This window comes from Xanthomonas arboricola (genome assembly GCF_002940665.1).
GTDB classification, from domain to species: domain Bacteria; phylum Pseudomonadota; class Gammaproteobacteria; order Xanthomonadales; family Xanthomonadaceae; genus Xanthomonas; species Xanthomonas arboricola_B.
The window spans coordinates 53707-66435 of the sequence record NZ_MIGY01000004.1 but is presented as its reverse complement, the minus strand read 5'-3'; the positions used below and the strand labels follow the sequence as shown (position 1 = coordinate 66435).

Below are 12729 nucleotides of genomic sequence, written 5' to 3'. Positions count from 1 at the left end.
GAGCCTCCGCAGGCGGTGTGGAAAGGGGGCGGGTATCGCCAACGTTGGTCGCCCCGCAGCAATGGCATCAGGTGCTTGCGCGGCAGGCGGCGGCCGTCGAATCGACTATACGAACCGGTCCCGTCACCCCAAAGCGGTTTTTTTAGGGTCGAGCGTTGCAAAAAATGCGACGGGCAGCTTGTGGCCGGCGTTCCTTCTCCTTCCGGGAGAAGGTGCCCGAAGGGCGGATGCGGGTGCGGCAGCGTCGAGATAGCTGAGCAGCCGTACCCTCACCCAACCCCTCTCCCGCAGGAGCGGGGCTTTGGGATTCCTTTTTCACCGGCTGCTACAGTCATGTGGATTCCATGAAAGAGATTCACCAATGGCGCGCGACAACTTCAAGGACCTGCTGGCGCTGATCGCCATCGTTCGCGAGGGCAGCTTTACCCGCGCTGCCGCCAAGCTGGGCGTTTCGCAGTCGGCGCTGAGTCATACCATTCGCGGGCTGGAAGCGACGCTGGGTCTGCGCCTGCTGACCCGCACCACGCGCAGCGTGGCCCCCACCGAAGCCGGCGAGCGGCTGATCCAGACGGTGGCACCGCGCTTTGCCGAAATCGAGGAGGCGCTGTCTGCGCTTGGCGAAATGCGCGACACGCCCGCAGGCACCGTGCGCATCACCGCCACCGACTACGCTGCGCGCGCGATCCTGTGGCCCAAGCTGTCCAGGCTGCTGCGCGACTACCCGGAGATCAAGGTCGAGATCGTGGTCGACAACGGCCTGACCGACATCGTTGCCGACCGTTACGACCTGGGTGTGCGGCTGGGCGACCAGGTGGAAAAGGACATGATCGCCGCGCGCATCGCACCGGACATGCGCATGGCCATCGTCGCCGCGCCGTCCTATTTCGCGGGTCGGCCCATCCCCAAGACGCCGCAGGATCTCACCGCGCACAGCTGCATCAACCTGCGCATGAAAACCGCCGGCGGCATCTACGCCTGGGAGCTGGAAAAGGATGGCCGCGAAGTCATCGTGCGCGTGGATGGCCAGCTGACCTTCAACGGCACCTATGAAGCGTTGGATGCGGCGGTGGACGGCTTCGGTATTGCGTTCGTGCAGGAGGATCTGGCGCGCCCGCATATCAAGGCCGGACGGCTGCGCTGGGTGATGAAGGACTGGTCGCCGACCTGGCCGGGCTTGCACGCGTTCTATCCCAGCCGCCGCCATTCCTCGTCCGCCTTCAACCTCGTCGTGGATGCGTTGCGCTACAAGGGTTGAGGATCCGCGCCAGGCAGAGGCGCTCGACGCAGGCAAGTGGTTGATGAGAGGGCTTCATAAGCCCGTGCGCATCCGCCATCTTTATCGCTGTTCACGGCCTGCGTAAGCTGCAGCACATCCAGACACGCGCACGCCCGAGCCGCAGCATCCGTTGCTGCATTGCGCCCGTCGTGCGTCGCTGCGCTGGCAGGTCGATGCAGTGCGTCGCTGCCTGCAGCGCATCCCTTCCGAACACCAGGTTCGCGATCGAGCGCGGCGTCAGCGCGCTTGCGGCGTGGCGTTCGTCTCGCATTCCACTTCGCACAAGGACCCCACATGCAAGCCAGTTCGCTCGCTACCGATCCATCCTCGCGCGCCGCAGCCGTCGCAACCCGCCAGACCTGGAGCGCGGTCGGCTCGATGTCGCTCTGCGTTGCGCTGCTGATCGCCTCCGAATTCATGCCGGTCAGCCTGCTCACGCCGATCGCCGCCGATCGCCGCCGATCTGCACGCCAGTGCCGGCATGGCCGGCCAGGCGATCTCGATCTCCGGCCTGTTCGCGGTGGTCGCCAGCCTGCTGATCGCACCGCTGTCGTCGCGCTTCAACCGGCGCCATGTGTTGTCGGCTGGCGCGGGGTGTTCTGGGGCATGTTGCCGTTGGTTGCGCTGACCATCGCCTGGCAATGGCGCAGCCTGCCATCGATGCCTGCGCAAGGCACAACTTCGCTGAGCGGCATCGTCACCTTGTTGAAGCGTCGCTATGTGGCGCGCGCCATGCTGGCGGTGATGCTCGGATTTGCCGGTGCGTTTTCTGCGTTCACCTACTTTCGCCCGTTTCTGGAAACCGTTGCGCAGGTGGATGTGTCGCAACTGTCGTTGCTGCTGCTCGGCCTGGGCCTGGCCGGATTCGTCGGTACCTATGCCGCCACCGCGTTGGTGCCGAAGCGCTTGTTCACCCTGCTCAGCGTGCTGCCGGTCGCGCTGGGTGTGGCGACCATCAGCATGCTGCTGGCTGGTCACCTGGTGTGGGCCGTGGCCGTGGCGATGATTGCCTGGGGCACGCTCAACTCGGCGATGCCGGTAGCCTGGTCCACCTGGTTGAGCCGTTGCGTCAAGGACGCACCGGAAAGCGGTGGCGGCCTGATGGTTGCCGCAATCCAGCTTTCCATCATGCTGGGCGGTGCCGCAGGCGGCGTGCTGCTGGATCATGTGTCGATCGGTGCCACCTTTGTCGGTGCCAGCGTGTTGCTGCTGGCCTCGTCACTGGTTGCAGGGCGGGGCGATCGTTTACAGCCGCGAGGGATGGTGATGAAAATCCAGATCCTGGCGCAGGGCATCCACGCAGTAGTCGACAAACGTGCGTACCTTGGATGAGCTGCGACGGCCTTCCACGTAGACCACGTGCACCGGCTCCGGTGCAATTTCGAACGTGTCGAGGATGCAGGTGAGCTTGCCGCTCTGAAGGTGTTCGCGGATCTGGTAAGCCGGTACCTGCGTCAGTCCCCAACCCTGTACTGCGGCGATGATGGCGGCATTGAACAAGGTCACGCTCAGCCGCGAGGCGACATCGACCAGATGCTCGCGCCCATCGATGCGGAACGGCCACTTGGGTGGGCGCTCGGACGGTGCGGTGGAGATGGTGGCGTGCTGCGGCAGATCGTCCGGATGCTGCGGAGTGCCGTGTGCTGCCAGGTAGCCGGGCGAGGCGCAGACCATGCGACGCACGCTGCCGACCGGGATCGCGGTCAGCGATGAGTCCGGCAGCGCGCCAATGCGCACGGCGACATCGATGCCCTCGTCCAGTAGCGGCAGCACGCGGTCGACCAGGATGGCGCGCGCGGTCATCGACGGATATTCGCTGAGAAAGCGCGTCACCACCGGGGTGACATGCAGTGCGCCGAACATCTGCGGCGCCGTCACCGTCAGCAAGCCGCTGGGAAGTGCGTGCAAGCCGGCCGCCCTGTTTTCGACATCCTCCAAATCGGCAAGCAGGCGCCGGCAGTCGATGGCGTACTGCTGCCCGGCCACGGTAAGCCGCATCTTGCGCGTGCTGCGCATGACCAGCAGCACGCCCAGGCGGCTTTCCAGCTGCGCGACGGTGCGGGTGACCGTTGCGGTGGAAATGCCAAGACGCCGCGCAACGCCGGCAAAGTTTGCCTGCCCTGCCAATGCGGCAAACAGCGTCATTTCCTGAATGCGGTCCACGCGCGTCTCAGAGATGGATGTGGCAGCAGCGTAACAGCCTCCCGATGCACCTTGCGCGACACACCACGGCCTGGCAATCGCATGCGGTTGCGCACCTGCGCGCAGCATTGCAGCAACGGCAATGGTGAATTGATCTCCCTGGTGGTTCCCGGCATCTGCCTGCGCACCTAGCATGGCCGCCACTTCGTCGATCCGGGATTTCCATGGAGCATTCCGATGTGCCCATCGCGGACAACATCGCTCACGCCAGCACAGATATCAGCCGCCGCAACCTGCTGCGGGCATCGTGTATAGGCACCGCATTCGCACTGGGCGCCGGTGCGCTCGACGCTGCCGACCTTTCCAGCACCACGATTGCACTCAAAGAGGACACCATGCCGAACGATGACGCATTCCGCGTCAGCTTCCACACGCAACAGGTCGGCGATATCGAGGTGTTCTATCGCCAGGCCGGGCGCAAAGATGCGCCGGTGCTGTTGCTGCTGCACGGCTTCCCCAGTGCCAGCCATATGTTCCGCGATCTGATGCCGCTGCTGGCAAGCCAGTACCACCTGATCGCGCCTGATCTGCCCGGCTTCGGCAACACCAAGGCGCCGAAGCGCGGGCAGTTCTACTACACGTTCGACAATCTTTACAAAGTCATCGAAGGCTTCACCGAGGCACTGGGACTGGCCAGCTACAGCGTGTACGTGTTCGATTACGGCGCGCCGGTGGGCTTTCGCCTGGCTGCGGCAAACCCGCACAAGGTGAGCGCCATCATCAGCCAGAACGGCAACGCCTATCTGGAGGGTTTCAGCGACCAGTGGGGTCCGTGGCAGGCGTACTGGCGTGAGCCAACTGCAGCCAACCGCGACACCTGCCGTGACTCGCTGTCGCCGCAGACCATTCGCGACTGGCAGTACGCTACCGGTGCCGACCCGAGCAGGCTGTCGCCCGATGGCTACACCCTGGACATCGCGTACATGGCCCGCCCGGATGCCGAAGAGATCCAGCTGGATCTGATTCTCGACTACCGCAGCAATGTGGCAGCCTATCCCAGCTTCCACGCGTATTTCCGCACCCATCAGCCGCCACTGCTGGCGGTGTGGGGCAGGCACGATCCCGCCTTCATCCCGCCCGGTGCGCAGGCCTATCGCAAGGACCTGCCGAACGCCGAAGTGCATCTGCTGGATGCCGGACACTTCGCGCTGGAAACGCATGCGGTCGAGATTGCGCAGTACATCCGCGATTTCCTGTCGCGTACGCTCAAGCCAGCGGCGTGACTCGCGCCTCTGCACGGCCACACTGCGGGCGCGGCGACAGGGCTGCGTGCGAGCGTGGGAGTGGGAGTGCATGAACGTGCTAGGTTGCCGCGGTCATTCCCCCAGAGAAATGCCGAGATGCTGACCGCGTACCGATGGAGCGGGTTGCTGGTGCTTGCCAGCCTTTTGCCGGTGTCTGCCATGGCCGGCACGCCCGATGGCGGTTACCGGCAGCCACCGGAACCATTGTTGAGCGTGTTACGCGCGCCGCTCAATCCGTCGCCGCGTTTGGACCCAACCGGCAAGACCTTGTTGCTGGTGCAGCGCACGCAGTACCCGCCGATCGCGCGCGTGGCCGAGCCGTATCTGAAGCTGGCCGGCGTGCGTGTGGAGCCGCGTACGCATAGCCGCCACGACATGTCCAATGGCTATGGCATTCGTTCCTGTCTGCAAGGCTTCAGCCTGGTGGATCTTGCAAGCGGCAAGCAGACCGCCGTGAGCTTGCCTGCCGGCGCCTGTCCAGCGTCGCCGGTTTGGTCGCCGGACGGGCGCCGCTTTGCCTTCAACAACACTGCAGCCGACCGCGTCGAGCTATGGGTGGGCGAGGTGGCCACCGGCAACGTGCGAAAGATCGATGGTGTGCAACTCAACCCGGTGCTGGGCGGCGAGATCCAATGGCTGGGCGGCAGCGACACGCTGCTGCTGAAGACTGTGCCGCAAGACCTGGGTGCCGCCCCGCGCAAGGCTGCGGTGCCGCCCGGCCCCGAGGTCAAGGAAACCATTCAGGGCAAAGGCGAAAGCAGCACCTACGAGGCGCGCGACACGCTCTCCAGCCCTGAAGACGAGGCCCTGTTTAGCTACTACGCCACCTCACAGCTGCTCACGGTGGATGCGGCCACCGGCAGTCAGCGCAAGCTTGGTTCGCCTGCGGTCTACAGCAATGTGGATGGTGCGCCCGATGGTCGCCACGTGCTGGTGGAGCGGTTGAAGCAGCCGTATTCCTACGTCACCACCTATGCGCGTTTCGCCCACGACGTGGCGGTGCTGGATCTGGCCAATGGCAATGCGCGCGTGCTGGCCGATCTGCCGGTTGCCGACCGGGTGCCGGTGCAAGGTGTGCCTGTCGGCCCACGTGCCTATTCCTGGCGTGCCAACCAACCGGCCACGCTGGTCTGGGCCGAGGCGCTGGATGGCGGCGACTGGAAAACCAGCGTGCCGGCACGCGACAAGTTGATGACGCTGGCGGCACCGTTCGCCGCCAAGCCGCGTGAAGTGACGCGGGTGCAGCAGCGTTATGCCGGCCTGTCGTGGTTTGCCGCAGGCGGCCAAGCGCTGTTGGACGAGTACGACGAAAACCGCCACTGGCGTCGCACTACCTTGTTGGACGCCGACCGCCCCGGCGCTGCCGGACGGGTGTTGTTCGACCTGTCCACCGACGACCTGTACGCAGATCCCGGCGTGCCGGAGACGCGTACGCTATCCAACGGCCAAGCCATACTGCGCGAGGAGCAGGGTGCGTTGTTCCTGAGCGGGCAGGGCGCTTCGCCGGCGGGCGACCGACCGTTTCTGGATCGCTACGAGTTGGCCAGTGGCAAGACCCGGCGGCTGTTCCGCAGCGATGCCAGTGTGGACGAGGTGTTCTTCGGTTTTGCCGGCGACGATGTGGCGCGCCTGCTGACCTGGCACCAGTCGCTGACCGACCCGCCCAATGTGTATCTGCGCACGCTGGGCCAGCCACTGCCGACGGCGGCGACGGGTGAGGCGGTCCTTGCTTCCACCGCCACACCGGTCACACATTTCCCGGATCCGACCCCGCTGGTGCGGCAGATCAAGAAGCGCTTAGTGACCTACAAGCGCAAGGACGGCGTGGAGCTGTCGTTCACCCTGTACATGCCGCCCGGCTACAAGGACGGCACGCGTGTGCCGGCGATCCTGTATGCCTACCCGCTCGACTATGCCGACCCCTCCAAGGCCGGCCAGGTCAGCGGCGCCAGCGAGCGCGATTTCACTCGCCTGCGCTACTACCAACTGCTGTTGCTTGCCGGCTACGCGATCATCGACGATGCCGCCTTCCCCATCGTGGGCGACCCCAAGACCGCTTACGACACCTACCTGCAGCAACTGGTGGACGACGCCACCGCTGCGGTGGACAAGGCGGTGGAACTGGGCGTGGTCGATCGCCAGCGGATTGGTGTCACCGGGCATAGCCATGGGGCACTGATGACGGCCAACCTGCTCGCACAGACCGATCTGTTCCGCGCCGGCGCTGCCACCAGCGGCAGCTACAACAAGACGCTGACGCCCTTCGGCTTCCAGAACGAGCGCCGCTCGTTCTGGGCCGCACCGGAGGTCTACGCACAGGCGTCCGCGTTCTTCCACGCCGACAAGATCAACGAACCGTTGTTGATCGTGCATGGCATGGACGACGCCAACCCCGGTACCGAAACCACACAGGCACCGCGGTTGTTCCAGGCGATCCGCGGCAACGGCGGCACCGCGCGGCTGGTGCTGCTGCCGTTCGAACCGCATTGGTATACCGCGCTCGAATCCACTGAAGACGTGGTGGCCGAGATGCTGGAGTGGTTCGACCGCTACGTGAAAAACGCGCCGCCGCGCGATGCGGACAACAAGCCAAAGCAGTAAGTGGTGTGCCAATGCAGCGTGTTAGTTCACGCTGGCATTGGCATTGGCATTGGCATTGGCATTGGCATCAGCTTGGGGTTGGAGTGTTCTTTGCAAGCAGATGATGCTTGGTAAAACGCGCTCCGGCCTTGCTTGGCAGGTGGCTGCATTGGCCGCCACACTGCGGTGCACGCTTTACGCAAACCTGCTACGCACCATATCGGCATTACTCTGCCCGTTAGGATTGCCCGCCGTGCTATCGGAGGCAATGTTCCAGCGACGCAGCTGCGCTAGCGCGTTGACCCGATGTGAGATGACGAGCACCTCACACCAACGCGGAACTTGTCAGGCTCAATCCGCCGACAGCAAGCCAAGGGTGAAGCCGGACACGGCATTGACCTTGCCGCGCCAGAGCACACCACGGTTGCTGGGCAGGGGCTGGCCGCCGGGCGAGAAGCAACGCGAGTCGATCAGGTGAATGAACTGCGGCGGCCGGCTGCTTTGCGCATCGTCCTCGGTGTCGTAGATGCTGGCGTGGCTGGCAAACGCACGACGGATATCCTCTTTTTCCTCGGCATCGCCGGGATAGGCGGCAGAGAATTCCTGCGCAAACGCCTCGAAGTACTGCTTGCCGCTGACCAGATGGCCGGACACGATGATGCCCTCGACAAACAGCGTGATGCCGAACTGCACGTTCGAGCTGTTGACGGTTGCGACCAGCTTCTGCAGATACCAGTCCAGGCTCTGGCCGTCGAACGCCAGCTTGACGTCTTCCAGGCTGGGTTGGTTGTCTTCTTGCTCTGTCATGTGGCTCTCCTTGGTGGAAGGGTTGATGCGTCTGTCGAAATAAGCACGGCGACGTAGCTTACCCATCGCCATGCATGCCCAAGAAAGCAGGTACGTCCTGTCCGGTGAACGGCGTGGTTGAGTCCGCCATCGTCGCCTTGGAGAGCATGCCCAGAGTCTATGACATGTTCACCTTGTCGGCCTGCAACTGGCTGGAGTCTCGGTCCTGCGCGCTAGCCGGTACTGGGGTGCAAGCACGCTCTGACCCGATCGCTTGATTAGCGGGCAGGGATGTCTGCCCGTCACCACCCAGGCGCAGCAAGCATCATCACGCCCCAACCATCACCACCCAGCGACCGCACCATCGGATCGCGGATCGCTTGCTCCGCTGATCACGCCATCGGCCTCGCGCACCAGCGCGCCTGCGTGTCCCATCACCGAGCTGTAGGCGGGCAACAGGTCCACCGCATGCCCGGCATCGCGCAGTGCCTGCACCAGTGCCGGATCGAAGCGGTCTTCCAGCTTGAGTGACGTGCTGTCTTCGCCCCAGGTGCGGCCAAGCAGCCAGCGTGGCGCGGTGATGGCCTGTTGCAGCGGCACGCCGAAACGCGCGTAGCGGGAGAAGATCGCCGCCTGGGTCTGTGGCTGGCCTTCGCCACCCATGGTGCCGTAGGCCATGACGCGGCCATCGTCGAAGGTGGCCAGCGCCGGGTTGAGGGTGTGGAAGGGTTTACGGCCCGGGGCGAGCGCGTTCCAGCCGTCGGGGGCGACGCGGAAACTGCAGCCGCGGTTTTGCCAGGTGATGCCGGTGCGCGGCAGCACCAGGCCGGAGCCGAATTCGAAATAGGTGGACTGGATGCAGCTGACCGCGCGGCCGTGCGCGTCGATGGCGCCGAACCAGACGGTGTCGCCGGCCTGCGAGGGCTGCGGCCAGGGCAGTGCGCTGTGCATGTCGATGCGTGCGGCGAGCGCATCCAGTGCGGCACTGTCATCGAGAAGCGTCTGTGCATCCAGCGTCATCCAGTCGGGGTCGCCGAGGTGTGCGTCGCGGATCAGGAAGGCCTGTTTGCTGGCTTCGATCAGGCCGTGGAGGTGCGCATAGCTGTCGGGCTGTGCGACCTGCAGGCGATCGAACAAGGCAAGGATCAGCAGCGAAGCCAGGCCTTGCGTGGGCGGTGCGTGGTTGTAGAGGCGTGCACCGTGGATGGCGACCGAGAGCGGTACGCTGGCGTCGGCGTGATGGCTAGCAAGATCGTGCGCGCGCAGCGGGCTGCCGAGCGCCTGCAGGTCGGCGGCGATGTCGTCGGCCAATGCGCCGCGATAGAAACTGTCCAGGCCGTGGTCGGCCAGCCGTTGCAGGGTATGTGCGAGCTGCGTCTGATACAGCAGTGCGCCTTCGTGCAGCGGCGTGCCGTGGGGTTCGAAGATGTCCGCGTAGGCACCGGGTTGCACGCGCAGTTCGGCCCCCTTGCTGGCGGCGATGTGTGCACCGCCCAGTGTCAACGGCACGCCGGCGCTGGCGTGGTGGATGGCGTCCTGCAACAGGCGCTGCAGCGACAGGCCGCCGCCTGCGTGCTGCAGGGCAAGCGCCCAGCCGGAGACGGTGCCGGCGACGGTATTGGCCGCGCCCGGGCCGCGCCACGGAATGCTGCTGTGGCCGCGATAGAACTCCAGTGTTGCAGCCTGTGCGGCACGGCCGCAGGCGTCGATGGCGTGCACGCGGCCGTCGGGGTCGTGGATCAGCCAGAAGCCGTCGCCCCCGATACCAGTCATGTGCGGGTAGACCACGGCCAGGCAGGCGGCGGTGGCGACGGCGGCTTCAATGGCATTGCCGCCGTCGCGCAGCACATCGTGCCCGGTCTGTGCGGCCAGATGGTGCGGGGCCACGACCATGCCGCGGCGTGCGCGCAAGGTGTGCAGCATCAGCGTGTCTCCTCCGCCGGTGGGCTGAAGGCCAGCAGGCCGTCGCGTTCGAGTTGCGCGGCGAGCGCGAACAGGCGGTCTTCGCGGCCGGGTGCGGCAATCAGCTGCACGCCCAACGGCAAGCGACCGGGGCGCGGCAACGGCGCGGCCAGCACCGGGCAGGCGGCCAGGCCGAGCGGCTGGGTGAAGATCCCCAGGTTGGCGCGCGCGGACACCGGCAGGCCGTCGATCTGGATGGTGTCCTGGTCGATGCGCGGTGCCACGCAGGGTGTGGCCGGGGCGATCAACACATCCACCTCGTCCCAGAGGCGCTGCATGGCGGCGCCAAACCACTGCGCGAAGCGGTGCGCATCGGCCACCGCGCTGGCGGGCAGCTGCAGGCCAGCGAGCAGGCGGTCGCGGGTGGCCGGGTCGAACCGCTCGGGCTGCGTACTCAGGCCGGCGCGATGGCGGTGGCCGCCCTCGGCGGCGGTGAGCACGAAGGCGGCGGCGCGGGCGCGTTCTGCTTCGGGTAATTCGATGAGGGTGCTGCTGTTGCAGGCGGTCAGCAATGTGCCGAGGCCGGCATCCAGCTCGGGGTCGAGGTTGCGCTGGAACCAGCCACCCAGGCGGGCGATGCGCAGGCTGCCGGCATTGCACGATGCCAATGGGCGACCGAGCATGACTTCATGGACGCGGCGCAGGTCGGCGATGGAGCTGGCGAACGGGCCGACCACATCCAGCGCATCGACGAAGCCGAACACGCCATCCAGCGGCAACGCGCCGTGCGTGGGGCGCAGGCCATACACGCCGCATAGCGCGGCCGGGACGCGGATGGAGCCGTTGGTGTCCGAGCCCAGCGCGAACGGCACCAGCCCGGCGGCCACCGCGGCGGCCGAGCCGCCCGACGAGCCACCGGCCAGATGGCGGTGATCGTGCGGGTTGGCGGTGGTGCCGTAGTGCGCGTTGACGGTGGCGAAGCCGTAGGCGAATTCGTCCATGTTGGCGTTGCCGACCAGCACCGCGCCGGCATCGCTCAGCCGTTGCACCACGGCCGCATCGCGGCTGGCGGGCGCGCACTGCGCGCGCATGACGGCGCCAGCGGTGGTGACCTGGCCGGCGACGTCGAACAGATCCTTGACCACGAACGGCACGCCGGCCAACGCACCGCCGTCGCTGCCTCCGGCCAGCGCGGCCTGCACGCGCGCGGCATCGGCGGCGGCGCGTGCGGGCAGCAGGCGGGTGATCGCACGCAGGCTGTCGTTGGCCTGGTTGATGCGCGTGAGCGTCTGGGTGGCAAGGCGTGCGGCCAGGGTGGGCTGGCTGCGGGTGGTGCTGACGATGGAGGCGATCAGCCCGCGCGGCGTGGTGGTGTCCGGCGCGGCCGGGCGCGGTGCGTTGAAGCTGGCGAGCAGCTGCGCGTGGCCACGCAGGACCTCGGTATTGCGATCGATGCCGGCCTGCCACTGCGCTGGGAGTTGCATGGGGTCACCTGGTTGGGAGCGGGGATTCGCTAGTTGGGAGTCGGGATTGGGATGCCGCAGCCTCATCCGCGCCTCGGGCAGCATCTCCCGAGGGGAGAAGGGGGAGCGGCAAGCCGACTGCTGGTGGTTGCGGCGCGGTGAGGTGGTCTACCAGCAATTGTTCGAATGCTTCGATATCCACTGCGTGCACCACGGTCTGTGCCTGCTCGCCCAGGCCCGGCTGGTACCCCGGTGCCCACGACAGGATGTCGCCGTAGCCGGCATCGAAGGCGGTGTTGGTGTCGACGTAGAGCGTCTCGGTCCGTGTCGCCAGCTCGGGCCGCAGCCACACCGCGGTGGCCAGTTCGTCCCACATCGGAAAGCCCGGTTCGCGGCGGCGCAAGGCATGGCCGATGCCGGTGTCGGCCGCGCTCATGCGCGTCAGCAGGTCGGGCGTGAGTTCGGTCGCGGTCGATGGGTCCACCGGCACCATGGTGATCTTGCGCCAGGGGGCGCGCATGACGATGCTGGCCGCTTCCGGATCCCAGCGGATATTGAATTCGCGGCGTGGCGAGTTGACGAACTCGCGTGCGAATTGCTGCGCGCTGACGCTGTTGCGTTGCTGCCGCGGGTTGAGGCTGCCGCCCATGTAGACCAGCTCGCGTGCCAGCGTGGCGAAGGCCGGATCCAGCGATTGCGCAAGCGCCAGATTGGTCAACGGGCCGGTGGCAATGATGCTCACCTCGCCCGGATACTGGCGCACCATGCGCAGCATGAACAATGCGGCCGGCTCGTCGGACGCGCGCACCACGCTGGGATTGCCCAACGGCAGGTCGGGCACCACGTCGTGGGCGTGATAACGCGGCGCGCTTTGCACGGTGTCGCCATCCACCCAGTGCCTGGTCCAGGCACCTTTCCAGACCAGCTTGCCGTAGAGCGCTTCCCAACGCTCGGTGGCCAGTTCGCTGTTGAGCAGCGGATGCACCGGGCCGGGCAGCACGGGGATGTCGGGGTGACCGGCCAATTCCAGCAGGCGGCAGCTATGCGCCAGCACTTCGTCGCGCCAGATGTTGCCGCTGACCGCGCTGATGCCCAGCACCTCGACCTCGGGCGACTGCAACAGCAGCAGCTGCGCGGGTGTAAAGCCGTCGATGTCGTCTTCGAGAATGACGCGGCGTCTGGATGTGGTGGCGTGCGGGTCGGTCATTGCGCTTTTGTCGTGGAAGGTTGAAGGCATTGCAGCGGCGATGGATCGAGGGCGTTGGTAGGAGCGTGC

The 12729-nt window shown here is 66.1% G+C and carries 8 protein-coding genes and 1 pseudogene; 4 read left to right on the top strand and 5 right to left on the bottom strand.

Going from position 1 to position 12729, the window contains the following annotated elements; genetic code table 11:
- The first annotated feature begins 361 nt into the window (after positions 1-361).
- Complete coding sequence (locus XarjCFBP7645_RS20090; protein ID WP_039516209.1) at positions 362-1255, top strand: LysR family transcriptional regulator; 894 nt, start codon at positions 362-364, stop codon at positions 1253-1255.
- A gap of 315 nt (positions 1256-1570) precedes the next feature.
- Positions 1571-2530 (top strand): annotated as a pseudogene (locus XarjCFBP7645_RS20085) (hypothetical protein); the annotation flags it as partial.
- Here the strand turns inward: XarjCFBP7645_RS20085 and XarjCFBP7645_RS20080 are convergent.
- Positions 2522-3421: a LysR family transcriptional regulator gene (locus XarjCFBP7645_RS20080; protein ID WP_050570465.1), complete on the bottom strand. Its 900-nt coding sequence runs from the start codon at positions 3419-3421 to the stop codon at positions 2522-2524. The pseudogene XarjCFBP7645_RS20085 and the gene XarjCFBP7645_RS20080 overlap by 9 nt on opposite strands.
- Positions 3422-3813: 392 nt before the next feature.
- Between XarjCFBP7645_RS20080 and XarjCFBP7645_RS20075 the strand changes: the two genes are divergently transcribed.
- Both XarjCFBP7645_RS20075 and XarjCFBP7645_RS20070 read left to right on the top strand, forming a co-directional pair.
- The gene (locus XarjCFBP7645_RS20075; RefSeq protein ID WP_080995281.1) at positions 3814-4701 is read left to right on the top strand and encodes an alpha/beta fold hydrolase; all 888 of its coding nucleotides are present in this window, start codon (positions 3814-3816) and stop codon (positions 4699-4701) included.
- A gap of 117 nt (positions 4702-4818) precedes the next feature.
- Positions 4819-7323, top strand: coding sequence for a S9 family peptidase (locus XarjCFBP7645_RS20070; protein ID WP_039814032.1), 2505 nt, complete (start codon positions 4819-4821; stop codon positions 7321-7323).
- Positions 7324-7653: 330 nt separating this feature from the next.
- On the opposite strand, the gene gvpU is transcribed toward XarjCFBP7645_RS20070, so the two are convergent.
- The 4 genes from gvpU to XarjCFBP7645_RS20050 form a co-directional block, all read right to left on the bottom strand.
- Positions 7654-8109 carry a gas vesicle accessory protein GvpU gene (gene gvpU / locus XarjCFBP7645_RS20065; protein WP_039516213.1) on the bottom strand — a complete coding sequence of 152 codons (456 nt, stop codon included), beginning with the start codon at positions 8107-8109 and terminating at the stop codon, positions 7654-7656.
- A 321-nt stretch (positions 8110-8430) separates the two neighbouring features.
- The gene (locus tag XarjCFBP7645_RS20060; RefSeq protein WP_053046044.1) at positions 8431-10011 is read right to left on the bottom strand and encodes a gamma-glutamyltransferase family protein; all 1581 of its coding nucleotides are present in this window, start codon (positions 10009-10011) and stop codon (positions 8431-8433) included.
- Positions 10011-11474, bottom strand: coding sequence for an AtzE family amidohydrolase (locus XarjCFBP7645_RS20055; RefSeq protein ID WP_039814026.1), 1464 nt, complete (start codon positions 11472-11474; stop codon positions 10011-10013). The genes XarjCFBP7645_RS20060 and XarjCFBP7645_RS20055 overlap by 1 nt, the downstream gene beginning before the upstream one ends.
- Before the next feature lie 4 nt (positions 11475-11478).
- Positions 11479-12660: a nucleoside hydrolase gene (locus XarjCFBP7645_RS20050; protein ID WP_039814023.1), complete on the bottom strand. Its 1182-nt coding sequence runs from the start codon at positions 12658-12660 to the stop codon at positions 11479-11481.
- Between the last annotated feature and the right edge of the window lie 69 nt (positions 12661-12729).

Bases quoted from the DNA above. Each gene is read 5' to 3' on its own strand.
- XarjCFBP7645_RS20080 (WP_050570465.1), bottom strand. From the start codon at position 3,421: ATGACGCTGTTTGCCGCATTGGCAGGGCAGGCAAACTTTGCCGGCGTT.
- XarjCFBP7645_RS20050 (WP_039814023.1), bottom strand. From the start codon at position 12,660: ATGACCGACCCGCACGCCACCACATCCAGACGCCGCGTCATTCTCGAA.
- XarjCFBP7645_RS20060 (WP_053046044.1), bottom strand. From the start codon at position 10,011: ATGCTGCACACCTTGCGCGCACGCCGCGGCATGGTCGTGGCCCCGCAC.
- gvpU (WP_039516213.1), bottom strand. From the start codon at position 8,109: ATGACAGAGCAAGAAGACAACCAACCCAGCCTGGAAGACGTCAAGCTG.
- XarjCFBP7645_RS20055 (WP_039814026.1), bottom strand. From the start codon at position 11,474: ATGCAACTCCCAGCGCAGTGGCAGGCCGGCATCGATCGCAATACCGAG.
- XarjCFBP7645_RS20075 (WP_080995281.1), top strand. From the start codon at position 3,814: ATGCCGAACGATGACGCATTCCGCGTCAGCTTCCACACGCAACAGGTC.
- XarjCFBP7645_RS20070 (WP_039814032.1), top strand. From the start codon at position 4,819: ATGCTGACCGCGTACCGATGGAGCGGGTTGCTGGTGCTTGCCAGCCTT.
- XarjCFBP7645_RS20090 (WP_039516209.1), top strand. From the start codon at position 362: ATGGCGCGCGACAACTTCAAGGACCTGCTGGCGCTGATCGCCATCGTT.